The organism is Chryseobacterium sp. 1B4 (genome assembly GCF_036631475.1).
Classification (GTDB): domain Bacteria; phylum Bacteroidota; class Bacteroidia; order Flavobacteriales; family Weeksellaceae; genus Chryseobacterium.
Genome location: NZ_JAPNUF010000011.1, coordinates 507,979 through 531,323 on the forward strand (window position 1 = coordinate 507,979; position 23,345 = coordinate 531,323).

The following is a 23,345-nucleotide window of genomic DNA, read 5'->3' on the forward strand; positions in this document are numbered from 1 at the left end:
TCAAAAATAAGTAATTTCAGATTTAATCTAAAATTATTAAACGATCGTTTATAAATGTGTTAAAAATTTCTTAACTTTACTCAAAGTACACTTCATGAAAAAAAAATTTACAGAAAAACAGATTCACATACTGGATATTGCAGAAGAGCTGATTGCAAAAAAAGGATACGAGGGAACTTCTGTAAGAGATATTTGTTCTAAAGCAAATATCAACGTCGCCATGATCTCTTATTACTTCGGTTCTAAAGAGAAAATGATGTCCTATCTCTATCAGTACAGGGTTTTGAAGACCAGAGAGAACTTTTCAGAATTTGCAGATACCATCAAAGACGGCAAACCGGAAATGCAGCTTCGCGAGATGATTAAGTATATCGTTGCCCAGCTTTTCAAGTATAATTATTTCCATGGGTTTGTGACCCAGGAGCTCCGTCATACAGAAAACCTGAAGGATGAGCTGCTTGATTTCTATCAGCTGTTTGTAAAAAAGCTGGATGATGTCATTAAAAAAGGAGTTGCGTCAGGTGTTTTTACATTTACTCCCAAGCCTGAGGATATTCTTACGATGATCATAGGCTCTACTTTATTTGTGATCAGGAATAAAAACTTTTACGAACTGTATGTTCCCAGTAAAAATGAAGAAACCTATGCAAAAGAAGCTGAGAAAAAGGTGAGAATGAATCTTTTATTAAGTGTTTTTGCAATTTTGGGATACGCTGCAGACTAAAATTACGTTAAATATTCATAAAAAAATCTATTGACAAAAAAGTTATATTTTTGCAAATTAGTAAATCGGCTGTATAATCCGAAAACTGTTGAATTTTTTATATGAAAAAATATATTTTAGGTCTTTTTGCTGTAGCGGTGGTTACGTCTTGTGTAAGCCAGCAGGAAAGAGCAATGAGGAGTGCTGATAAAGATTTTATCTTAAAAGCTGCTAATGAAAATTTCGCCAAGAAAAAGTGGAAAAATGCATTGGCTCTTTATGACAGACTTGCTAATCTTGTGGCGGGAACAGATGATTTCCCTAACGTAGGTTTCAATACAGCGTACGCCAACTATTATGACAAAAGTTATAAGTTGGCAGGACATCAGTTTAAAAATTTCGCAGTAAGTTTTCCCAAAGACCCGAGAGCAGAAGAGGCAGCATATATGTCTGCATTATGCTATTATGAAGGATCTATGGATTACAACCTGGATCAGTCAAGTACAGAATTGGCAATCAATGAGCTTCAGGACTTTTTGAACAATTATCCTAACTCTGAAAGATCTAAGAACATCAGCCAGTTAATTGATGAATTGTCTTATAAGCTGGAATTTAAGGCTTATGAAAATGCAAGACAATACTACAAAATGGGTGAATATAAAGCAGCAAATGTAGCATTTGATAATGTTCTGGAAGATTTTCCAAGTACAAAACTTCGTTCAAAAATTTATGATTATATCATGAAGTCCCGTTACGAGCTGGCAATGAAATCCGTGTATAATCTTAAAGAAGAACGTATTGAGAGTGCTTTAACCTATACAAAACTGGTAGAAAAAGAACTTCCGGATACGGAATATTCTAAAACTGCTGTAGATCTGAGAGGAAAACTGGAAAAGGAAAAACAGAACTTTGCTGTTGTTAAAAAACAGACTGAAGCGAGAATGGCAGCCTTAACAGCAAGACAGAAAAAAGAAGCTGAAAAACTGGCAGATAAAGATAAAACCGAGCAGCAGATTAAAGATCAGATCAGCAATGAAAAGAAAGCAATGCAGTTACAGAGGGACAGTGCAGCACTTAAGACCCCTCCTCCGGCAGCGACTTTCAAAATTCAAAGATAATTCGTAAATTTGCCATCTTAAAATAAAAATAATTTTCTCAAAATGAGTGTAAAAGATACAAAAGCAGAAGTAAATACAATTACTTACGATAAAGATAAGATTGAAGATAAAGTAGGTTCAATCTATGAAGCTATTGTTATCATGGGAAAGAGAGCAGAGCAGATTAATGCGGAGATCCGTACGGAACTTCACAATAAACTGGATGAATTTGCTGTTCACAATTCTACATTAGAAGAGGTTTTCGAAAACAGAGAACAAATTGAGATCTCTAAACATTACGAAAAGCTTCCAAAGCCTACTTCAATTGCTATTGAAGAATGGTTAAACGATGAAGTCTATTTCAGAAAAACAGAAGAGAGAAAGTAATCGTCTGTGTTTTAATAAATCAAGGTCATAAAGGAATTCACTTCTTTTATGACCTTTGTTGTTTTAAAGCCTCATTGTGTGGGAAAAAATAAGTACTTTAGTATTTCAAAAAATTAGAACTAAATGAGTGTTTCCGGTAAAAAAATACTTATCGCTGTTTCCGGAGGAATTGCGGCTTATAAAATTCACTTCCTGATCAGGGATTTTGTGAAGAATGGTGCCGAAGTACAGACAATAATGACTCCTGATGCAGAAAATTTTGTAACAAAATTAAGCCTGTCTACATTATCCAGAAAGCCGGTGTATTCAGATTTTTATGGAGATAATGGAACATGGAACAGCCATGTGGAAATGGCTTTATGGGCAGATATCATGATTGTAGCTCCCTGTACAGCCAATACCTTAGCCAAAATGGTCCATGGGATGTGTGATAATCTGGTTATTGCAACTTATATGTCTGCAAAATGCCCGGTGTTCATTGCTCCTGCCATGGATCTTGATATGTATGCGCATCCTTCCACTAAAAATAATCTGTCGCTGGCAGAAAGCTTCGGGCATATCATTATACCTGCAGAGAACGGAGAGCTGGCAAGCGGACTGATCGGTCAGGGAAGAATGGCTGAGCCGGCTACGATCTTTAATACTGTTGAACATTATTTTACTTCAGAAAACCATTCCGGAAGCCTGGAGGGGAAAACAGTTTTAATTACAGCCGGACCTACCTACGAAGCTATCGATCCGGTAAGATTCATCGGGAACCATTCCTCTGGAAAAATGGGGTTTTCTCTTGCAGGGGAAGCTTCAAAAAGAGGAGCAAAAGTTATTCTGATTTCCGGTCCAAGTTCTCAAACTATTAACGACCCGAATGTTGAGCTTCATAAAGTGACTTCTGCAAAAGAAATGCTGGCAAAAGTTTTTGAATTTTACGACAGGATAGACATCGGAATTGCAAGTGCTGCCGTAGCAGACTATGCCCCCAAAGAGGTGGCTAAGGAAAAAATCAAAAAGAATGATGAAAACCTTACCATAGAACTGATTAAGAATCCGGATATCCTTAAAACGATGGGAGAAAAGAAAACCCATCAGTTTCTGGTAGGATTTGCGCTTGAAACCCAAAATGAAGAGGAAAACGCAAAAGGGAAGTTAGAAAAGAAAAATCTGGATATGATTGTTCTGAACTCTTTGCGTGACGAAGGAGCCGGGTTTAAAAATGACACCAATAAAATCAGGATATTTACCAAAACAGAAAAGAAGGAATTCAACCTGAAATCCAAAGATGATGTGGCAAAAGATATTCTCGATTTTGTTGAGTCTCAACTTTTAAAATAATTTTAATAAATTTCCGTTCTCAATTTTTAATAGACAATGAAAAAAATTATAAGTTTATTTTTTCTGTTTTTTCTATACACCCAAAGTTTTTCCCAGGAGCTGCTGGCAACGGTGCAGGTAAACTCCCAGCAGTTGGGAGGAAGTAACCAGCAGGCGTATAAGGCATTGGAGAAAAGTCTCAGAGACTTTATCAATAATACCAGCTGGACAGGCAAAAAACTTCAGAATTTTGAAAAAATAAAATGTGGTTTTTCCATTGTTATTTCGGAAAGGGATGTTAACAAGTTCAAGGGATCTATTGTTATTCAGGCAGTAAGGCCTGTTTATAATACTACCTATGAATCTCCCCTGCTGAATCTTCAGGATCAGAGATTTGCTTTTGAATATATTGAGAATGAAAGCCTTATTTTTAATGAAAGACAATTTTCAGGAAAAAACCTTACAGATGTAATCAGTTTCTATATTTATGTGATTCTGGGGATGGATGCAGACAGCTTTCAGTCTATGGGAGGATCGCAATGGTATGCAAAAGCACAACAGATTGCCCAGAATTCCCAAAACAGAAACTATGAGGGATGGAATACCATCAACGAGCCCAGAAGCCGTTCTATTTTGATTAACGAAATCATGAACCCTAACTGGAGTCAGTTACGTTCTACCATTTATACCTACCACAGAGCAGGACTGGATAACCTTTTCAATCAGGACCAGACGCCTGGAAAAAAAGTGATTTTTGATGCCCTGATGCAATTGAAAATGTATGAGAACAGTTTTCAGCAGGCATTTTTCTTTAACCTGTTCATGGATACCAAAAGTGATGAAATCTTCAATATTTTCAATTCCGGAAATAACGGAGGTTTGATTCTCAATGATCTAAAACAAACAATGATCATCCTTTCGCCAAAAAATATAGACAATAAATGGAATAAGTGGAAAGTCTAGAAATTCCGGATAAGTTAAATACTCGACATTATTGGTGAGCGGAGTGAAAAACATTTTCTCAATTCATTAAAAAAAAACTTATTTTTACATTTCAAACTGAAATTGGATTATAACCCGGATTATCAATGCTTTCGAGAATTTACATTAAAAACTTTGCCCTGATTGATACCCTTGAAGTATCATTGAAAAATGGTTTACAGGTTATTACCGGAGAAACAGGAGCTGGAAAATCTATTATTTTAGGTGCTCTCCGGCTTATTTTAGGAGAGAGGGCAGATGTAAAATCTATCGCTAAAACTGAAGAAAAAAGTGTGGTGGAAACTGAATTTTCACTCAATAACCAGTTTAAGAAATTCTTTATAGAAAACGATCTGGATTACGAGCTTCAGACCATTATCCGAAGAGAGATTCTTCCTTCAGGGAAGTCACGTGCATTCATTAATGATGTGCCGGTAACATTGGATATTCTTAAAGAGCTTTCTTCTCAACTGATCGATATCCATTCCCAGTTTGAAACTTCCAATCTTTTCACCTCTGAATATCAGTTTAAAATTATCGACGGATTATCTGAAAATAAAAAGATCATTGAAGAATATCAGCAGGAATTTTCTGATTTTCAAAATCTTAAACTGCAGCTGAAAAAACTGAAAACGCAACTTTCTGAAACCAATAAAGAAAGTGATTACAAAGAATTTTTACTGAACGAATTGGAAGAGCTGAAGCTTGATGACGTTGATTATGAAGATATCCGGAACCAGCTTTCCGTCCAGGAAAATGCAGGGATGATCTCTGAAAATCTTGGGCAGATCTTATCCAGGTTTCATCAGGAGGAAATAGGAATTCTGTCCTTCTTTAATGAGGCAACCAATAAGCTTTCAAAAATTTCCGAAGTTTCTGCCGGTTTCGCAGAATTGGATGAAAGGCTGGAAACCTCTTTTGTTGAACTTAAAGACATTATTTCTGAACTTGAACATCAAGCGGAAAGAGTAGAGATTAATCCGGAAAATCTCGTATACCTTACCGATCTGAATAATAAAATCAATACCCTGTTCCTTAAACATAATGTTTCGGATCTGAATGAGCTGATAGAAATCCGAAACCAGCTTGCAGGAGATCAGAAAGGAGCTTCAGAACTGGAATCACAGATTGAAGAAACAGAAGAAAATATTTCTCAAAAGAAAAAACACTTCTAAGTCTTGCTTCCAAACTTTCAAAGAACAGACATAAGAATATTTCTGTTTTTATTAAAAAAGCGGAAAGTCTTCTGAAAAAATTAGGGCTTGAAAAAGCAAAAGTTGATATTGAACTGCAGGATGCTGATGAATTCAATCAGTTTGGAAAGGAAAATATCCAGCTGTTGTTCCAGGCCAATTCCGGTTTTCCTTTAAAGCCGATCCAGACAGCTATTTCAGGAGGAGAAAGATCAAGAGTGATGCTTGCTGTAAAAAAAATTATTGCAGAAAGCGACGAGCTTCCCACTTTGATTCTTGACGAAATTGACACCGGAGTGTCAGGAAAAGTAGCAGAAGAAATCGGAAACCTTATGCGTGAAATGTCTGAAGACATGCAGCTCATTGTTATTTCCCACCTTGCACAGGTTGCCGCTAAAGGTAATGACAATTATAAAGTGGTGAAACAGGATATTTCCGGCAGAACACAATCTACAATTATTCCTTTGAACAGCGAAGAAAAGCTGAATGAAATTGCCCAGCTTCTTTCCGGAAGTAAAATTACGGAAGCTGCTTTAGCCCAGGCGAAAGAGCTTATCGGATAGTGGCAAAATCATACTTTTACTGAAAAATTTGTAACATATTTTACATTATATTTACTAATGTAAAAAAACTAACATATGTTTCTAAAGTTCCTTAGGCTTGAAATCAAAAGCTTTTTCCGTGGTACATCTTTAGGGATCAATTTAACCATGAAAATACTCCGGTTTATCGGAATACTTTATTTCATGGGCTGTCTGGTAGGAGGAGCTTTTATTGCTTTTTCTACGTGCAGGAGGAAATGCACCAGAATCCTTTAAAAGTGGTTTCGAAATTTCTGATTGTTGGCTGGATCATTGATCTTGCCCTCAAATACCTCTGGCAGGAAATTCCTACACAGAATATCAAGCCGTTTCTCACCCTGAATATCAGGAAGAATACATTGGTCAATTATATGCTGGCTAAAACTTTTCTTTCAGCATTCAGCTGGTTGAGCTCTTTGTTCTTCATTACATTTTCACTCATTGCTGTATTCAACGGATATAGTATTCCCGGGATCGTACTCTGGCTTATAGGGGTGATTTCATTACTCTATCTGAATAATTTCATCAATATTTTCTTCAACGGTAAGGAGACCCTGGCGGTGATCATTGGTATATGCTTCCTGACAATAGGAGCGTTGGGATATTACAATATGATTCCGGTTTTGTCTTATTCTGAGTCTGTTTTCTTCAGCTTTTATGAAAAACCTTACTTTGCCCTGATTCCTGTTGCTTTGTTCGTAATATTGTGGTGGATATGCTTCCGCTACCTTCGTAACGAATTTTATCTTGATCAGGGACTTGAAGCGAAGAAAACCGTTGGAAAAACAGAAAATATAGCGTTCCTAAACAAGTATGGAGTTACCGGTACATTTATCAATAATGATATAAAAATGCTGAGACGTAATAAGGTGACCAAAGGCATTTTGCTGGGCAGCTTTATGTTCTTATTCTACGGATTACTGATGTTTACCTCCTCACTGTATAAAACTCCGGCAATGATGATGTTTATGGGGCTTTTTGTAACAGGAGGCTTCCAGTTTCTGTTCGGGCAGAGAGTACCGGCTTTTGACAGTTCATATTATCCGTTGATGATGACCCTGAACGTTCCTTACAAAGAATATCTGAAAGCAAAATGGTGGCTGATGAATATTGTAACAGCAGCTTCTGTGATTATAGCTCTTTGTTATGCGTATTTTGGCTGGGAAGTTTACATTACCTTTTTTGCAGCCGGATTATACAATATTGGAGTGAACTCCCAGTTTACCTTATGGTCTGGCGCCTTCAACAAAACCCAGATTGATCTGAATTCAAAAGAAAAAAGAATGGGGCAAAAAGGAAGTTTCAATCTTGTGGCAATGCTTCTGCTGATTCCAAAAATGCTTCTTCCAATGGGAGTATTTGCGGTGGCAAAATATTTTTCCGGTATTACCGCAGGAGTAATAAGTATTGCCGTTATTGGAATTATCGGGTTTTTCCTGAGAGAAAAGATCTTCGATATCATTGTAAAACATTATAAGAAAGAAAAATACAGCACACTTGATGCATTTAAAAATAAAAGTTAAGCCATGATCAACATCCATAATTTATCCAAAACATACGGAACAGCAACTGTTCTTAATATCGAACATCTTGAAATTCCAAATGGGGAAACATTTGGTCTTGTAGGAAATAACGGGGCGGGAAAAACAACGCTTTTCAGCCTGATGCTGGATTTGATCCAGGCTTCTACAGGGTATGTAAGTATTGATGGCATTAAAGTTAACGAATCCGAAGCGTGGAAGAATAAAGTTTCAGCTTTTGTGGATGATACATTCCTCATCGGTTATCTTACTCCTGAAGAATATTTTTACTTCATCGGGGAGCTGAGAGGCCAGAACAAGGCATCTGTAGATGAATTCCTGAAACCTTTCCATGATTTTTTCAATGGGGAGATCCTTAAATCCGGCAAATATATCCGTGACCTTTCAAAAGGGAATCAGAAAAAAGTGGGAATTGTAGGGGCCATCATTGGGAATCCTGAGATTATTATTCTAGACGAACCGTTTGCCAATCTGGATCCGTCTACGCAGATCAAGCTCAAAAACCTGATCAAAGAACTGTCTAAACAGGATGGAGTTACTTTCCTGATATCGAGCCATGATCTTTCTCACACCACAGAAGTGTGTAACAGAATTGTGGTAGTGAATAAAGGTCTTTTGGTAAAAGATATTCAGACCAACCCGGAAACCCTGAAAGATCTTGAGCAATATTTTGCAGATCAGGTTTCTGTTTCGGATATTTAATACCACAAAAAAAGAGGTATGAATACGATAGAATCACAGAACGTAACAGATTATCCAAATAGCAATACTATTTTTATGGTCTGGAAACTTAATGAAAGTCCACAGCTGAAGGATGTTTTTCAGAGGCTAAGCGCTTTGGTTTTAAATCTTAATAATTCGGTTTTCAACCGTTTTCCGGACAACAGGGCAAGCTGTGTGATGGGAATTGGTGCCGAGGCATGGAGAAAACTGGAACTTCCGACACCTCCTCCAAAGGAATTAGTCAGATTTGAAGAAATAAAAGGAATAAAACATACCGCTGTTTCCACTCCCGGAGATCTCCATTTTCACCTGAGAGCAGATAACAAAAGCCTGATCTTTGATATGGCTGTGGAAATATCCAAACTGCTGAGCCCGGTAGGCGAAAGTATTCTGGAGATTCACGGATTCAAATACTGGGATGCACGTTCTATTCTTGGTTTTGTAGACGGAACTGAAAATCCGCATGGGGACGACCGTGATTACTTTGCAAAAATCGGAGATGAAGATCTTCAGTATAAAGGCGGAAGCTATCTTTTTGTACAGAAATACCTTCATAATATGGATGCATGGAAAGGATTATCCACAGAAGAGCAGGAAAAAGTAATCGGAAGATCAAAAGAAAATGATATTGAAATGTCTGATGATGTAAAACCTTCCAATTCTCACATTGCCTTAGCCAATATTGAAGGTGAAAATGGGGAAGAATTGAAAATTGTCAGGGATAATATGCCTTTCGGAAGCCCTTCTACTAATGACTTTGGGACCTATTTTATTTCTTATGCAAGCACATTTACAACAACCAGAAAGATGCTGACCAACATGTTTATAGGTAACCCGCCGGGAAATTATGACAGGATTTTAGACTTCAGCACAGCCGTTACCGGAACGCTTTTCTTTGTTCCTACCAGAAATATGCTTGATGAATTCTCAGGATAAATGCAAGGCTGCCTCTTTCAAGGCAGCTTTTTTAATATAGAAACTGTTTAAACTTTTTGTTATTCGGAATTAAATGATTCTGAAAAGCTTAAAACAGATTGTAAATAAACTTTTTTAAAAACGTGTAACCTTTTTTGTTTTCATTGTCTTTAGTATAGAAACAGCATAAGCATGAAACTCTTGTTCGGAAATAAAAAGAATGACTTGTTGAGCCTCCTGAAAAAACAGGATCCGGCGGCACAGAAGATTTTCTATGAACAGAATGTAAAGAAATTTCTGAGTATAAGCAAAAGCTATGTAAGCGATTTGTACCAGGCAGAAGATTGTCTCATTAAAGCATTCTGTAAAATTTTTAAGCATATAGAAAGCTTCAGAGGAGAGTCGAACCTGGAAAGCTGGGCAAGAAGAATTGTGGTCAATGAATGCCTGAATTTTATCAAAAGTCATAAAACAGTTTTCTATCTGGATGAGATCAATCAATCTTTTCATGAAGATATCCACGAAACGGAGATTGACTGTGATTTTAATGCGCAGGAACTTTTGGATCAGCTTCCGGATGCCTACAGAATGGTCTTTAACCTGTATGTACTGGAAGAATATTCTCATCAGGAAATTGCCGATACTTTGCAGATTTCAATTGCCGTGAGTAAAACACAACTTTTCAGGGCAAAAGAAAATTAAGAAAGATCTACTTTCAACAACAAAAAAAGTGAAAAATGAAAACGTTTAAAGATAATATTGAATATCAGATCAAAAAGCAGATTGACGAAAGAGAGATCACTCCGTCCCGTGATCTGTGGTCTGAAATAGAGTTCCATAATAACAGTAATCGTTCACCAAGGTTACAAATGAAATGGGTTTTAATAGCTGCATGTTTAATGTTGACCTTTGGTTTGGGTGCCGTTCTGTTTTTCTTAATCAACCTGCGGAAATTCATCCTGAAACTGTAAAGAAAACAGAAAAAATTACTGCTGACAGTATCGTAAAAGATCCGGTACAGAACAGCATTCCGCTGGCAGCCGAGAATAATGATAAAAAAGACATACAAAAATACCTGCTCAGGATAAGGATGAAGTGGTTTCTGCTGTGGCAATAGGATCAGAGAAGCTGATTCCTAAAGAAACTGTCCCTGCAAAGAAAGCGGAATTTATCCAGATTTCCACTCCTAAGCTCATGGCAAAAGCCGATTCTTTAAAAACTCCGGCCAAAAAAAGAAATATGTAGACCCGTCCACGCTCCTTTTTTCAGTAGAGCATAAAGACGTTATCGAAAAAACGAAGGATGGTAGCAACGTTGCTACTACTATTGACCTGAATGCCAGATAATCCATCCGAAAATTTAAAAATTAATAATATGATCAAGAAATTAATCGTAATGGGATTGCTATGCTTTGTTTCAGCATCTTTCCATGCACAAAAGACCTTCAATATTAACCTGTCTTCCAAAAAAGATACTGAGGTAAGCCCGATTGTCAAAGAAAAAGTGGAAGAATATGCTGCTAAGATCAATGCCATTATCCAGGAAGAAAAAAGCTCATGGAAGAAGAGCTTAAGGTGTTGCAGGCCAGGAATCTGGACAAGGCTGAATTCGACAGAGAAAAGGCCCTGATTGCAGATCGCTATTCCGAGAAAATGGATAAAAGAATTGAAGAACTGGGATTTGATCTGGATGATGTGATTCAGAAGCAGGTAAGATATTCTCTTTTGAATACTGATGTGACTTCCAATGAAGAGCTTAAAGAAAAACTGCTGAAAAAATTCCGTCCTACCAGAAGCTTTACGGGATATTTCTCCTACGGAATTATGACACTGACAAACAGCTCTCAGGATAACGAACTGGATAAGAACATCGGATATGCGAATAATCTGGAATTTGGGCTGAAACTGAATTATCAGCTCAGCAGAACCAGCCCCTGGGCGGTTACTTCAGGATTAGGGTTTTCCTGGAGAACCGTCAGAACAGATAATAATATGTACTTTGCAAAAAGTGCAGACCAGGGAGTTGCTTTGGTTCAGGCCAATCAAAATCTGGATAAAAGTAAACTGAGAACGGGATATATTATCGTTCCTCTTGGAATACAGTATAACTTCTCCAAACTTAAAAATGCCGGCATGGATATCCAGTACCGTAGTTACTATACCGGATTTAAAATAGGAGCGAATGTATATGGAGGGGTGAAAATGTCTACGAATAATATTGTGAAAGACGGTGACGGAGAAAGAAGAGACCGCGGAAATTACCAGGTAAATCCTTTTGTGTATGGGGCACAGCTTACTCTTTCTTATAACGGCTTCAGCATATTTGTAAAAAAAGACTTCAGCAACTTCTTTAAGGACGGCTATTTTAAAAATGATAAAGCGCTGATATTCGGCCTAGCCATCGGATTGGATTAAATATATTTTGATTGCAAAACAAAAACTCCGGAAGACCTGCTCCCGGAGTTTTACATTGTATCAGTTATATAATCATTATTTTAAGCTTCCTACCATATCTTCAGGTTTTACCCATTCATCAAACTGTTCAGCAGTTAACAGACCAAGATTGATGGCTTCCTCTTTTAATGTCGTACCATTTTTATGAGCTGTTTTAGCGATCTTAGCGGCGTTTTCGTATCCGATGTGGGTATTTAAAGCTGTAACAAGCATCAAAGATTTGTCTACAAGCTCTTTAATCCTTTCATGATTAGGTTCAATACCTACGGCACAATGGTCGTTGAAGGAAATGCATGCATCAGCAATCAATTGGGCAGACTGTAAGAAATTAAAAGCCATTACCGGCTTGAAAACATTCAGCTCGTAATTCCCCTGAGTTCCGGCAAACGAAATCGTGGTATCATTTCCTAAAACCTGTGCACACACCATGGTCATTGCTTCATTTTGAGTTGGATTTACTTTTCCCGGCATAATAGAAGATCCCGGTTCATTCTCAGGAATATGGATTTCCCCGATTCCTGAACGCGGCCCTGAAGCCATAAGCCTGATATCCTGAGCGATTTTAAACAGAGATACAGCCAGCTGTTTTAGTGCACCGTGGCTTTCAACAATGGCATCGTGGGCTGCAAGAGCTTCAAATTTATTTTCAGCCGTAACGAAAGGATGTTTTGTAAATTGAGCAATGTATTCTGCTACTTTTACATCATAACCGTTAGGGGTATTCAGACCCGTTCCTACAGCAGTTCCTCCTAGTGCCAGCTCGGAAAGATGAGGTAATGTATTTTTTAAAGCTCTCAATCCGAATTCCAGTTGGGCTACATAACCAGAAAATTCCTGTCCAAGAGTAAGTGGGGTAGCATCCATCAGATGGGTCCTTCCGATTTTGACAATATCTTTGAAAGCTTTCGATTTTTCAGCCAGTGTATTTTTTAATTTTTCCACTGCGGGAATCGTTACTTCCACCACTTTTGTATAAGCAGCGATGTGCATGGCTGTAGGATAAGTATCGTTCGAAGACTGGGATTTGTTCACATCATCATTCGGGTGAATTTCAGACTTTTCACCTAATGTTCCTCCGTTATTCACATGAGCCCTGTTTGAAATGACTTCATTGACATTCATATTCGACTGTGTTCCGGAGCCTGTCTGCCAGATTACTAAAGGAAACTGGTCATTCAATTTTCCTTCCAGTATTTCATCACATACTTTCGCTATCATATCCCTTTTTCAGCAGGAAGCACTCCCAGGTCAGTATTGGCATAGGCTGCTGCTTTTTTAAGATAAGCAAAAGCTTCAATGATTTCATGCGGCATCGAGCCTTCAGGCCCTATTTTGAAGTTGTTTCTGGAACGTTCTGTCTGTGCACCCCAGAATTTATCTGCAGGAACCTGCACTTCCCCCATAGTGTCTTTTTCTATTCTGTAATTCATAGTGGTTGAAATTTGTATGATCTGTTGATTCAAAAGCCATGAAATTTTGACATTATTAATTTGTAATGAAAAAAAATAATGCTTTGGCTTAATTTATTTATCTTCTATAAAGGTACTTATAAACTCAGAAACCCACAATTTATAATCATTATAAATATCAATTTAACTGACTGATTTTACTCATATTTTTTAAGGAGGCGTATTTTTGTACAAACAAAAATTGAATGGATTTTAGATATCAGGATCCGTATCCTATTCAGAAAGATGATACGGTGTACAAGAAACTTACATCAGACTATGTAAAGGTTGAAAAACTGGGTGACAGAGAAATCTTAACAGTAGACCCGAAAGGATTGGAGTTACTGGCAGAAGAGGCCATGGCAGATGTGTCTTTCATGCTTCGTTCCTCACACCTGGAAAGCCTTAGAAGAATCATTGATGATCCTGAAGCTACAGATAATGACAGATTCGTTGCTTACAATCTTTTGCAGAACGCTGCAGTAGCTGTTGAGGGAGCTCTTCCTTCATGCCAGGATACAGGTACCGCGATTGTAATGGGAAAAAAGGTGAAAATGTATATACAGGAGTAGACGATGGAGAATACCTGAGCAAAGGAATCTTCAATACCTACCAGAAAAGAAACTTAAGATATTCTCAGGTCGTACCTTTAACGATGTTTGATGAAAAGAATTCCGGATCTAACCTTCCGGCACAGATTGATATCTATGCTAAAAAAGGGGATTACTACGAATTTTTATTTTTAACAAAAGGTGGAGGTTCAGCCAACAAAACATTCTTATACCAGAAAACAAAATCTTTACTGAACGAAAAATCTCTTGAAGAATTCATCAAAGAAAAGATTTCAGACCTTGGAACAGCTGCCTGCCCGCCGTATCACCTGGCATTGGTAATCGGAGGTACATCAGCAGAAGCCAACCTTGCGGCTGTTAAAAAAGCATCAGCAAAATATTACGATAATCTTCCGACAGAAGGAAATGAAGCCGGACAGGCATTCAGAGATCTTGAATGGGAAGCCAGAGTTCAGAAAATCTGCCAGGAAAGTGCCATTGGAGCTCAGTTTGGTGGAAAATACCTTACTCATGACGTAAGAGTAATCAGACTTCCGAGACATGCCGCATCCTGTCCTGTAGGAATGGGAGTTTCCTGTTCTGCAGACAGAAATATCAAAGGAAAAATTACCAAAGAAGGAATTTTCCTTGAGCAACTTGAACAGGATCCGAAAAGGTTCTTGCCTGATACACCTCCGCACCTGGAAGAAGCTGTTGAGATCAATCTGAATAAGCCAATGCCGGAAATCCTTGCGGAACTTTCTAAATATCCGATCAAAACGAGACTGAAGCTGAACGGAACATTGATCGTGGCAAGAGATATCGCTCACGCAAAAATCAAAGAAATTATTGACAGCGGTAAACCAATGCCGGAGTATTTCAAAAATCACCCGATCTATTATGCAGGACCAGCAAAAACTCCGGAAGGAATGGCTTCAGGAAGCTTCGGACCTACTACTGCAGGAAGAATGGATGTTTATGTAGATGAATTCCAGAGCCATGGCGGAAGTATGATTATGCTGGCAAAAGGAAACAGAAGTAAAGATGTTACCAATGCATGTAACAAATACGGAGGTTTCTATCTTGGATCTATCGGAGGACCGGCCGCCATCCTTGCCAAGGATAATATTGTGTCTGTAGACGTTGTAGACTTCCCTGAATTAGGTATGGAAGCCGTAAGAAAAATCGAAGTAAAAGACTTCCCCGCATTCATCATTACCGATGATAAAGGCAACGATTTCTTCGCAGATCTTGCCCATTAATTAGTTTAAAATTAAAATAAATAACAAAATAGAACGCTGATCTTTTGTGTAAAAAGGAAAAAAGTTCTATTTTTGCCTAAAATCTTTAAGAGAATGATAACGATTTTATCAGCATTTTGGCCGTTCTACCAGTTCCTGTGGACTATTTTCTTCATTACTATGTTCTTAGTAGGATTCTGGTGTATTTTTATGTTCTTCGGATTAGTAATCCCAATGTGGCTAACTGAAGGTTTGAAAGAGTATTTCGGAAAAGTAAAACCTTTCAATCCTGAAGACATCAGAAGAAAGCTTATTACTGAGCAGGAAGGTGTAGAGGTTATTTATAACGAGCCTAAAGGAAACGGACCTTTCATTCACGATCACGGACATCATTAATTGATTGTCATTGCTTTTTCACCTGAATTCTGAAAAAGTAATATCAAAGCAAAACAACATATATGAACCGCTTAATTTTTTTAAGCGGTTTTTCTATTTATTATTCCTCATCCTTTCAGGAGAGATGCCAAACTTCCTTTTGAATGCCCGTGTAAAGTTCTGAAGATATTCGTAACCGCATTCTATTGCGATTTCTTTGATCATTATTTCTTTATTGGTGATTAACTTTTTAGCTTTCAGCATCCTGAGTTCCGAAATATAAAGAGCTATTGTTGTATGATATCGAGATTTGAATTCCTTTCTGATGATACTTTGATTCATCCCGATATACTTTCCTATCTCTTCAGCTTTTATATTTCTGTGGTAATTTTCATCAATAAATTTTCTGATCATTTCAGGCGTCTTTGGGGTAGATTCCAGTGTGTTTTTCTCATTGAACTGCTCAAAGATCAGAATAAGAAGTTTGATAATTTTGGCTTCTATGAATAGTTTCTGCATAATTCCCCGTTTGGTACAGCCCAGAATTTCCCTTACGATCATATGCATTTCAACCGTCATATCCGGTGGTGTTTCTTTATGCAGGAATATAAAATTATTACGGATCATATTTTCAAGAATTTCAGCATTATCACGATGAAGTCCTGGATTGATGAGGTTAAAAATATACTGATAATTGATCTGAATCTGAAGGTATTTCAGTATTTCCTGGTTTTCTGTCCAAAGTTCAGCCATACTTTCCTTCGGAGAATAATGAAGGATATATTGGCTTTTTCTGAACAGAAACTTCGTTCCGCAATCAGGAGCTTCTAAGTAGATGCCATCACTCAGCAGGAAAATAAGATTAAAGCTTGATTTTCCTTCCCGTACATGAGATCTGAATGAATGGTCAGGGCACAGGTTTTCCTGCATGATGATTTTGATGTCTTCGGAGCTGAACAGCAGTCCGCTTTCGGATGTTTTCCTCATACAGCACATTTTTACAGCTATGGTACAACTTCTTAAATTGAAAGTCTTCGCAGGATAACCAAAAGTTCGGAAATGATAACCCGGCGTTAATAATGAGAGGTACTTTTGCGCAAAATTAAATTAAATTTAGAATAATTAAAAATAATATTGTATATGTTTAAAGATTTACATTTTGCTGTAAAGAAAATCAGAACAGGATTAGCACTGTTAACCGTTGCCGGAAGCTATATATATGCCCAGCAATGGGAAAATGTAGGAGGTGTTCAGGATGTATCTGCAGGCGGAAGTAGTTTTAATAATCTTGTTATTGACAACTCAGGGAACTATTATCTGTCATATTATGATGTTTCTGTAACTAAAGGTTCTGTTCAGAAATTTAACGGGAATTCATGGTCTTACTTAGGAGGTGTTGCTGGAGTAACTACAGGAATAGCCACTTACAATTCATTATCTGTAAACCCAGGCGGAAATAGTATTTATTACACCAATCAGCTGAGTTACCCGGGTTCCGGAATGGAAGTACGTCTGTTCACAGGATCTTTATGGTCTCAGCTTCCTAATGCTACAGATAGTGCTGTGAACTATCAGGCTTCAGCAGTATCTTCTGATAATATCCTATTCACTTATGGATCTTATGGTTCTGGAACAGTTAAAAGATATTCCGGCGGAGCATGGGAGCAGGTAGGCAATACTGGCTTTTCGGGTGGCGCTGAATTTGCTGAAATGGTTATCGGAACCAATAATATGATCTATACATGTAATGTTTCCGGAGGTATAAATGTGTATCAGAACAGTACTGATGCCAGCTCAGCACAAAACTGGAGCCTGGTGGGCGGAACTGCTGCAGATGCTGCTTCATCGGGTGAACAGTACAATGCTGATATCGCTTTGGACGGATCCAATATGATTTATGTAGCTTATGTTTCAGGTTCAGGAGAAGGAAGAAAACTGAATGTTAAAAAGTTTGACGGGAACTCCTGGATTCAGGTTGGAAATGCTAATTTCTCCAATGGAAAGGTGCAGCATATTGCATTAGCAGTAACAGAATCCGGAAAACCATATGTCGTGGCCAGCCGTTTTGAAAATGATAATTTCCTGAGAAATACCGTTTATAAATTAGACGATTCACAAAACTGGATTCCTTTTGGAGGAGACTTTGTTTCAGATGGTGAAGCAAAATATAATGATCTGGCCATAGATAAGTCACAAAATTACCTGGTTCTGGCGTATTCCGGCGATACAACAAAAGTTAAAAGAATTTCCCTGAATCTAAATCCACAAACATGCAGCAATACAGACCCTGGTGCCAATACGGGTGATATAGGCTGTGTAAGTTTTATGTATCGCGGCCAGCAGGTTGCTTATACCACTGTAAGGGGAGCAGATGGAAAAATATGGCTTCAGCAGAACCTGGGAAGCGCACAGGTTGCTTCCTCAGTGGCTGATGCCAATTCATATGGAGATCTCTTCCAGTGGGGAAGATGGGATGATGGCCATCAGCTTAGAAATTCCCAGATTGTACAGGCGCCATTCCCTAATACACCGGAAGGAATAAGTACTACCGGAGGTGGTTATATAGCAGGTTCTCCGGCTTGGTGGGCTGGTTTTTCAGGTGGAGATGCCTGGACTGGAGCATCAGTTGCGGAGATTAATGCATCAGTTGGAGCAGATCCTTGTAAAGCAATAGGACAGGATTGGAAAATGCCTTCTCAGGCAGACTGGACAACTTTAGTAGGTGCTGAAGGAATTTTTAGTCCTGCTACTGCTTACAGCAGTAATCTGAAACTACCGGCGGGAGGGTACAGAGGCTCAAGTAATGGAGACTTTACTTTCGTAGGACAAAGAGGGTATTTCTGGAGCTCTGATACATCAAGCTTAGGAGGAAAATATCTTTATATCGGATCAACGATTGCCAATCCATCTGCTGGTGCCATGAGAGGGCAGGGGGCATCAGTAAGATGCATCAAACCTACATCTTCTTTGAGTACATCAGAAATTAAACTTAAAAATGCTGTGGCGGGAATGTTTCCTAACCCTACAAAAGGATTTCTTACGATTAAATCTGATTCAGAGATTGAAAAAGTAAATATTATCAATGCGGTAGGGCAAAGAATGAATGTACAATGTTCAAATAATCAGATTAACATGGTTGAATTTCCTTCAGGGTTATACATCGTAGAATTAAAATTAAAGAACGGACAGATCGTTTCTAAAAAGATTATAAAAGATTAATCCAATTGATTGGTAAGATATTCGCCATATAAAAAATAGTTCATTACAATTACTTTTTATTGGGAGGCTCATGAGATTTCATGAGTCTTTTTTTATTTATTTTTCTCTGAAAATGGCAATATTACCGGGAACTTAATAAAAACAGGCAATATGAATAAAAATTAATCCTATATTCGATAAAAAAATAGGACATGAGAAAATTTTATTCTGTTGCTTTTCTGCTGATTGCCATGTGTGTATTGGGGCAGATCAGTTATACAATTTCCCCCAATCCGTTTAATGAAACAGACGCCATTACGCTTACAGTTCCCGGAGATCAGATTGATGAATCTGCCTGGGGAGTTTCCAATAATGCCATTTATATCTGGAGCTGGTCTTTTGATACCAATTATCAGAACAGTCAGGATTGTCCTACCAATGGAAGCTGGAACAATTCCAACGACCTGAATAAGCTGAATTATAATGCAGCAACGGACAGTTATTCGCTTACCTTTACTCCAACTGCTTTCTTCGGGCGAACAGGAATCGGAAGGTTCGGGTTTTATTAAAAGATAAAACAGGGTCACACCAGACCTCGCCAGATATTTTTGTAAATGTGGGGACTTTAAGCCTAAATCTTACAAACCCATTGGTGAATAGCCTGACTTCTGTTCCGGTTGGTAATTCCATCAATATTACTGCTACAACCAATGTCAACGCAACATTTCAGTTAAAAGCCAACGGAACGGTTGTCAACACTACGACAACACCTTCGCAGTCCTATTCTTACAGTTTTACTGTTACCCAGGATGCCAATATGGAGCTCGTTGCGACGCAGGGATCCAGTTCAAAAAACGCTGCATTTATTCTGCAGGTTCCGAGAAATGTGGTTTCTGAAGCAATACCGAACTGGATAAAACAAGGAATCAATTATCACCCGACAGATCAGACTAAAGTAGGATTGGCTTTATATGCGCCGGGTAAAAATTTCGTCCATGTTATCGGAAGCTTTAACAACTGGGTAGTGAATGATACGTATTTAATGAAAAGAGATACCACCAATCCTGATCTTTACTGGATTGAACTGATTGGACTGACTCCACAGCAGCTTTATACTTTTCAATACAGAACCAATGACCTTAGAAAAGTAGCAGACCCCTATTCACCACAAATCCTGTCTTCATATGATGATCAGTGGATTTCGGCTGTCACTTATCCGAATTTACCTGCATTTCCGGCCGGGCAGGGTTTTGAAGTTTCAACATTTAAAACCGGGCAGACAGCTTATAACTGGCAGGTGACCAACTTTCAAAGGCCGGCAAAAGAAAACCTGGTAGTCTATGAATTATTATTAAGGGACTTTACACAGGAAAAGAACTGGCAGTCATTGATCAATAAAATTTCTTATCTGAAGAATTTAAAAATCAATGCGATAGAACTGCTCCCCATCATGGAATTTGACGGAAACCTTTCATGGGGATACAATACCTCATTCCATTATGCATTGGATAAAGCCTACGGAACTCCTGAAAAATTCAAAGAATTTGTAGACCTGTGCCATCAGAACGGAATTGCAGTAATTCTCGATGTCGCATTTAATCATGCTACAGGACGTTCACCTTTGGTGAGACTTTGGAATATAGATCCGGATGGCGACGGTTATGGAAATGTAGCTCCGGACAATCCTTACTTTAATCAGGTTCCGAAACATTCATACAATGTATTCAATGACTTTAACCATACAAGCCCTTCAACGCAATATTACGTTGAAAGATGCCTTCAACAATGGCTGACAGAATATCACATAGACGGATTCCGCTGGGATTTAACCAAAGGATTCACTCAGAGCTGTTCTGAAAATGATGAAACCTGCACCAATGCCTATCAGCAGGACAGAGTAGATATTATGAAACATTATGCAGACAGACAGTGGGCAATCGATCCGAATTCATACATGATTTTTGAACACCTGGGAACAGATGCGGAAGAACAGCAGTGGGCCAACTACAGAATAGCAGAAGGAAAAGGTGTTATGCTTTGGAATAAACAGACAGATCCTTATAACCAGAATACGATGGGATATAAGGAAAACAGCAATTATGACCGTATGAACCACAGCCTTCACGGTTTTACCAACATGAGTGCTGTAGGCTACGGAGAAAGTCATGATGAGGAAAGGCTGATGTTTAAAAACCTTGCTTACGGTGCAGTAAACGGAAGTTATGATGTTAAAAACCTGAATACTGCTCTTGACCGAATGAAAACTTTCGGTGCAACTTTCTTTACCATTCCCGGCCCGAAAATGATCTGGCAGTTTGGAGAATTAGGCTATGAATTCAGTATTAACAGATGTGCGGACGGTACCATCAACAGTGGTTGCAGAACCGATGAGAAACCTGTCGCATTCACGCTGGGATATGATACCAATGCAAGCAGAAAAGCAGTATATGATACATGGGCAAAAATCATTACCATCAGAAATGCCCATCAGATTTTCAAAACCAAAACATACAGCATAGAGTCCAATAACCTTACGAATGACCCTAATGGGCTCATCACCAGAATTTACCTTTACGATACAGCTATTACTACAGGAATAAAGAATGTGGTGGTATTGGCCAATTATACAACTTCTGCACAAAATGTGGTTCCTTATTTTCCTTATACAGGCCAATGGCAGAACCTTATGGATGACAGTATTTCGGATGTGGCTTCTACAACGGCTCCGATTACTTTGCAGCCGGGAGAATTCAGAATCTTTGGAAATTATGCAGGTGCTTTGTCTGCAGCAGATGTAAATGCAGACAACAAACTATCGCTTCGGATTGCGGATAATCCGGTACAAAACGGAACGGCAAAATTAATTTTTAATAAAGTGAAAAACGGGGAAATTTCCATTTTTGATATGACCGGTAAAAGGTTGAATTCATTCAAACTGGATAAAGAAGCCGGAACCTATGAAGTGAAAGTGAACTATCCGGCAGGAACCTATCTGGTACAGCTGAAGTCAGACACAGGAACCGCCATTCAAAAGATGATGATTAAATAAAAACAGATTATGAAGTTGTTTAGACTGATAAAAATGTTGATTTATTAAAACCATTAAGAAGGATTTGAGAAATAAAGTATAGTTAAGGTGAATCATTCTGATTTTTAAGCTTAAAGCCAAGCTTGTCTTAATACTCTTAAACTCTTATTACTAATGGTTCAAAAATAAAAGTTTAAACAATTTCTATAAAATAAAGGCAGATTTGCAGACAGCAGATCTGCCTTTTTTGTTCATTTAAAAAAATAGTCTACTTTTGCAGTAGATTTATCAAGAAAGGTGGAGGGATTTGGCCCGGTGAAACCTTAGCAACCTGCACGGTTCCGGAAGTGCGAAGGTGCTAATTCCAACCCGAGGGAAGATAAGTGAAATGACTGCCTATATGAATCCCATTTCTTGAAGTCTTATGTATCTGCGGAAAAAACCGCCGGATAAGTTATGATCAATTGGGAAGAACAAAATGAAAAAAATAAGTACAGCTGTATTATTGCTTGGAGCAATCTGGGTGGCTGCTCAGGAGAGCGGGAATAAAGAGAAAGAAATTGAAGATATTATCATTGTTGGAAACCGTAATGTCAAAAGGACAAAGCTGGAGACACCGGTTCCGGTAGATGTTATTAATATCGACAAAATTCAGAAGAGTGCTCCGCAAATGACTGCCCAGGATCTGCTGAACTATGTGATTCCGTCATTTAATGCAGTAAGGCAATCCGCTTCAGACGGCACAGAGCATATTGACCCTGTTACCTTAAGAGGAATGGGTCCGGATCAGGTTCTGGTATTGCTGAACGGAAAAAGAAGACATACAACATCTTTGGTAAATTATCAGAATACAGTAGGGAATGGTTCGGTGGGAACAGATCTAAGTACCATTCCGGTGATTGCCATTGACAGAATTGAAGTTCTGAGAGACGGGGCAGCCGCACAGTACGGATCTGATGCCATTGCAGGAGTCATCAATATTATTCTTAAAAAGAATGCCGGGGCATCAGCAAGCCTTACTTACGGTATAAGCGGCAGAAATGATGGCGATACATATCAGGCAGGAGCGAATTACGGTGCTTCATTAGGAAAGAAAGACGGTTACATCAATCTTTCACTGCAGCTAAGCCACAGAGGGAAAACAACAAGAACACAAAATCATGATCTGGATATTTTCGGGGATAATTTTGCTTATGAATTTGCAGGTGATGATGAAGCCGTAAAAGCTGCCAGAGCTGCGGATGATGCAGAAATTCAAAAAGAGGACTAACACGTGACGATTTTAATTTTCAGATCGGGGATGCACAGATCAGACAGGGACAGTTATTTTTCAATGCAGAATATCCTTTTAATGACCATTTTAAACTGTATTCTTTCGGAGGTTTCAGCATTAAGGAAGGAAAAGGTTTTGGCTTCAGAAGGCTCCCGAGTGAAAAATCTAACGTAGTTTCATCCATTTACCCGAATGGGTTTCAGGCAACGCTGGCATCCCAGATATACGATATTTCTTATGCTGTTGGAGCAAAATATAATATCAGTGACTGGCTTCTGGATCTTAGTAATACATTGGGAAGCAATACTTTCAATTACAATGTAAACAATACGAATAATGCTTCATTAGG

The 23,345-nt window shown here is 38.3% G+C and carries 21 protein-coding genes, 3 pseudogenes and 1 riboswitch; of the genes and pseudogenes, 20 read left to right on the forward strand and 4 right to left on the reverse strand.

The genetic code is table 11. The features are described from left to right. Positions 1 to 94: 94 nt before the first annotated feature. The 12 genes and pseudogenes from OWR28_RS24655 to OWR28_RS24710 all read left to right on the forward strand — a co-directional run bounded on the left by OWR28_RS24655 (position 95) and on the right by OWR28_RS24710 (position 10,400). Positions 95 to 724, forward strand: coding sequence for a TetR/AcrR family transcriptional regulator (locus tag OWR28_RS24655; RefSeq protein WP_002983985.1), 630 nt, complete (start codon positions 95 to 97; stop codon positions 722 to 724). Positions 725 to 825: 101 nt separating this feature from the next. Next, on the forward strand, positions 826 to 1,821 hold the full coding sequence (locus tag OWR28_RS24660) for an outer membrane protein assembly factor BamD (RefSeq protein ID WP_002983983.1): 996 nt from the start codon (positions 826 to 828) through the stop codon (positions 1,819 to 1,821). Between the two features lie 42 nt (positions 1,822 to 1,863). Continuing rightward, the gene (locus OWR28_RS24665; protein ID WP_332388904.1) at positions 1,864 to 2,187 is read left to right on the forward strand and encodes a DNA-directed RNA polymerase subunit omega; all 324 of its coding nucleotides are present in this window, start codon (positions 1,864 to 1,866) and stop codon (positions 2,185 to 2,187) included. Positions 2,188 to 2,310: 123 nt separating this feature from the next. Next, positions 2,311 to 3,516 (forward strand): bifunctional phosphopantothenoylcysteine decarboxylase/phosphopantothenate--cysteine ligase CoaBC, encoded by a 1,206-nt coding sequence (coaBC, locus tag OWR28_RS24670; protein WP_332388905.1) that lies wholly within the window; start codon positions 2,311 to 2,313, stop codon positions 3,514 to 3,516. Between the two features lie 36 nt (positions 3,517 to 3,552). Further along, complete coding sequence (gene porD, locus OWR28_RS24675; protein WP_332388906.1) at positions 3,553 to 4,458, forward strand: type IX secretion system protein PorD; 906 nt, start codon at positions 3,553 to 3,555, stop codon at positions 4,456 to 4,458. A 125-nt stretch (positions 4,459 to 4,583) separates the two neighbouring features. After that, positions 4,584 to 6,232, forward strand: a pseudogene (locus OWR28_RS24680) (DNA repair protein RecN). A gap of 75 nt (positions 6,233 to 6,307) precedes the next feature. Further along, on the forward strand, positions 6,308 to 6,487 hold the full coding sequence (locus OWR28_RS24685; protein WP_332388907.1) for a hypothetical protein: 180 nt from the start codon (positions 6,308 to 6,310) through the stop codon (positions 6,485 to 6,487). 2 nt (positions 6,488 to 6,489) lie between these two features. After that, positions 6,490 to 7,773, forward strand: a complete 1,284-nt coding sequence (locus tag OWR28_RS24690; RefSeq protein ID WP_332388908.1) for a DUF5687 family protein — start codon at positions 6,490 to 6,492, stop codon at positions 7,771 to 7,773. Positions 7,774 to 7,776: 3 nt separating this feature from the next. After that, positions 7,777 to 8,493: an ABC transporter ATP-binding protein gene (locus tag OWR28_RS24695; RefSeq protein ID WP_232722987.1), complete on the forward strand. Its 717-nt coding sequence runs from the start codon at positions 7,777 to 7,779 to the stop codon at positions 8,491 to 8,493. A gap of 18 nt (positions 8,494 to 8,511) precedes the next feature. Beyond that, positions 8,512 to 9,450, forward strand: coding sequence for a Dyp-type peroxidase (locus tag OWR28_RS24700; protein ID WP_332388909.1), 939 nt, complete (start codon positions 8,512 to 8,514; stop codon positions 9,448 to 9,450). A gap of 171 nt (positions 9,451 to 9,621) precedes the next feature. Beyond that, entirely contained in the window at positions 9,622 to 10,131 is a 510-nt protein-coding gene (locus tag OWR28_RS24705; protein WP_332388910.1) for an RNA polymerase sigma factor, read from the forward strand. A 35-nt stretch (positions 10,132 to 10,166) separates the two neighbouring features. Continuing rightward, positions 10,167 to 10,400, forward strand: a complete 234-nt coding sequence (locus tag OWR28_RS24710; protein ID WP_332388911.1) for a hypothetical protein — start codon at positions 10,167 to 10,169, stop codon at positions 10,398 to 10,400. Positions 10,401 to 10,508: 108 nt separating this feature from the next. Here OWR28_RS24710 and OWR28_RS24715 read toward each other — a convergent pair whose 3' ends face one another. Then, positions 10,509 to 10,658 (reverse strand): hypothetical protein, encoded by a 150-nt coding sequence (locus OWR28_RS24715; protein ID WP_332388912.1) that lies wholly within the window; start codon positions 10,656 to 10,658, stop codon positions 10,509 to 10,511. 145 nt (positions 10,659 to 10,803) lie between these two features. Between OWR28_RS24715 and OWR28_RS24720 the strand changes: the two genes are divergently transcribed. Then, positions 10,804 to 11,058: a hypothetical protein gene (locus tag OWR28_RS24720; RefSeq protein WP_332388913.1), complete on the forward strand. Its 255-nt coding sequence runs from the start codon at positions 10,804 to 10,806 to the stop codon at positions 11,056 to 11,058. Next, positions 10,986 to 11,843, forward strand: coding sequence for a porin family protein (locus tag OWR28_RS24725; RefSeq protein WP_332388914.1), 858 nt, complete (start codon positions 10,986 to 10,988; stop codon positions 11,841 to 11,843). The genes OWR28_RS24720 and OWR28_RS24725 overlap by 73 nt, the downstream gene beginning before the upstream one ends. A 75-nt stretch (positions 11,844 to 11,918) precedes the next feature. On the opposite strand, the pseudogene fumC reads toward OWR28_RS24725, so the two are convergent. Beyond that, a pseudogene (gene fumC / locus OWR28_RS24730) lies at positions 11,919 to 13,312 on the reverse strand (class II fumarate hydratase). Positions 13,313 to 13,536: 224 nt separating this feature from the next. Between fumC and OWR28_RS24735 the strand changes: the two are divergent. Then, positions 13,537 to 15,143 (forward strand): annotated as a pseudogene (locus tag OWR28_RS24735) (fumarate hydratase). Positions 15,144 to 15,236: 93 nt separating this feature from the next. Beyond that, the gene (locus OWR28_RS24740) at positions 15,237 to 15,518 is read left to right on the forward strand and encodes a hypothetical protein (protein ID WP_332388915.1); all 282 of its coding nucleotides are present in this window, start codon (positions 15,237 to 15,239) and stop codon (positions 15,516 to 15,518) included. Positions 15,519 to 15,611: 93 nt separating this feature from the next. Here OWR28_RS24740 and OWR28_RS24745 read toward each other — a convergent pair whose 3' ends face one another. Next, a complete protein-coding gene (locus tag OWR28_RS24745; RefSeq protein WP_332388916.1) occupies positions 15,612 to 16,484 on the reverse strand; it encodes an AraC family transcriptional regulator in 873 nt (290 codons plus the stop codon). Positions 16,485 to 16,637: 153 nt separating this feature from the next. Here OWR28_RS24745 and OWR28_RS24750 point away from each other — a divergent pair, with 153 nt between their 5' ends. The 4 genes from OWR28_RS24750 to OWR28_RS24765 all read left to right on the forward strand — a co-directional run bounded on the left by OWR28_RS24750 (position 16,638) and on the right by OWR28_RS24765 (position 22,993). After that, positions 16,638 to 18,716, forward strand: a complete 2,079-nt coding sequence (locus OWR28_RS24750) for a T9SS type A sorting domain-containing protein (RefSeq protein WP_332388917.1) — start codon at positions 16,638 to 16,640, stop codon at positions 18,714 to 18,716. 191 nt (positions 18,717 to 18,907) lie between these two features. Further along, positions 18,908 to 19,264: a hypothetical protein gene (locus tag OWR28_RS24755; protein ID WP_332388918.1), complete on the forward strand. Its 357-nt coding sequence runs from the start codon at positions 18,908 to 18,910 to the stop codon at positions 19,262 to 19,264. A 47-nt stretch (positions 19,265 to 19,311) separates the two neighbouring features. Then, positions 19,312 to 21,744 carry an alpha-amylase family glycosyl hydrolase gene (locus OWR28_RS24760; RefSeq protein ID WP_332388919.1) on the forward strand — a complete coding sequence of 811 codons (2,433 nt, stop codon included), beginning with the start codon at positions 19,312 to 19,314 and terminating at the stop codon, positions 21,742 to 21,744. Between the two features lie 261 nt (positions 21,745 to 22,005). Then, positions 22,006 to 22,109: riboswitch (SAM riboswitch) on the forward strand. A 92-nt stretch (positions 22,110 to 22,201) separates the two neighbouring features. After that, positions 22,202 to 22,993, forward strand: a complete 792-nt coding sequence (locus tag OWR28_RS24765; RefSeq protein WP_332388920.1) for a TonB-dependent receptor plug domain-containing protein — start codon at positions 22,202 to 22,204, stop codon at positions 22,991 to 22,993. A 19-nt stretch (positions 22,994 to 23,012) separates the two neighbouring features. Here OWR28_RS24765 and OWR28_RS24770 read toward each other — a convergent pair whose 3' ends face one another. After that, complete coding sequence (locus OWR28_RS24770; protein WP_332388921.1) at positions 23,013 to 23,180, reverse strand: hypothetical protein; 168 nt, start codon at positions 23,178 to 23,180, stop codon at positions 23,013 to 23,015. Positions 23,181 to 23,345 lie beyond the last annotated feature (165 nt).

What these genes read in the sequence shown, in the direction of transcription:
- OWR28_RS24755 (WP_332388918.1), top strand. Translation starts at nt 18,908, where the DNA reads ATGAGAAAATTTTATTCTGTTGCTTTTCTGCTGATTGCCATGTGTGTA.
- OWR28_RS24765 (WP_332388920.1), top strand. Translation starts at nt 22,202, where the DNA reads ATGAAAAAAATAAGTACAGCTGTATTATTGCTTGGAGCAATCTGGGTG.
- OWR28_RS24740 (WP_332388915.1), top strand. Translation starts at nt 15,237, where the DNA reads ATGATAACGATTTTATCAGCATTTTGGCCGTTCTACCAGTTCCTGTGG.
- OWR28_RS24695 (WP_232722987.1), top strand. Translation starts at nt 7,777, where the DNA reads ATGATCAACATCCATAATTTATCCAAAACATACGGAACAGCAACTGTT.
- OWR28_RS24745 (WP_332388916.1), bottom strand. Translation starts at nt 16,484, where the DNA reads ATGAGGAAAACATCCGAAAGCGGACTGCTGTTCAGCTCCGAAGACATC.
- OWR28_RS24655 (WP_002983985.1), top strand. Translation starts at nt 95, where the DNA reads ATGAAAAAAAAATTTACAGAAAAACAGATTCACATACTGGATATTGCA.
- OWR28_RS24750 (WP_332388917.1), top strand. Translation starts at nt 16,638, where the DNA reads ATGTTTAAAGATTTACATTTTGCTGTAAAGAAAATCAGAACAGGATTA.
- OWR28_RS24725 (WP_332388914.1), top strand. Translation starts at nt 10,986, where the DNA reads ATGGAAGAAGAGCTTAAGGTGTTGCAGGCCAGGAATCTGGACAAGGCT.
- OWR28_RS24685 (WP_332388907.1), top strand. Translation starts at nt 6,308, where the DNA reads ATGTTTCTAAAGTTCCTTAGGCTTGAAATCAAAAGCTTTTTCCGTGGT.
- OWR28_RS24720 (WP_332388913.1), top strand. Translation starts at nt 10,804, where the DNA reads ATGATCAAGAAATTAATCGTAATGGGATTGCTATGCTTTGTTTCAGCA.
- porD (WP_332388906.1), top strand. Translation starts at nt 3,553, where the DNA reads ATGAAAAAAATTATAAGTTTATTTTTTCTGTTTTTTCTATACACCCAA.
- OWR28_RS24710 (WP_332388911.1), top strand. Translation starts at nt 10,167, where the DNA reads ATGAAAACGTTTAAAGATAATATTGAATATCAGATCAAAAAGCAGATT.
- OWR28_RS24665 (WP_332388904.1), top strand. Translation starts at nt 1,864, where the DNA reads ATGAGTGTAAAAGATACAAAAGCAGAAGTAAATACAATTACTTACGAT.
- OWR28_RS24700 (WP_332388909.1), top strand. Translation starts at nt 8,512, where the DNA reads ATGAATACGATAGAATCACAGAACGTAACAGATTATCCAAATAGCAAT.
- coaBC (WP_332388905.1), top strand. Translation starts at nt 2,311, where the DNA reads ATGAGTGTTTCCGGTAAAAAAATACTTATCGCTGTTTCCGGAGGAATT.
- OWR28_RS24705 (WP_332388910.1), top strand. Translation starts at nt 9,622, where the DNA reads ATGAAACTCTTGTTCGGAAATAAAAAGAATGACTTGTTGAGCCTCCTG.
- OWR28_RS24770 (WP_332388921.1), bottom strand. Translation starts at nt 23,180, where the DNA reads ATGGATGAAACTACGTTAGATTTTTCACTCGGGAGCCTTCTGAAGCCA.
- OWR28_RS24660 (WP_002983983.1), top strand. Translation starts at nt 826, where the DNA reads ATGAAAAAATATATTTTAGGTCTTTTTGCTGTAGCGGTGGTTACGTCT.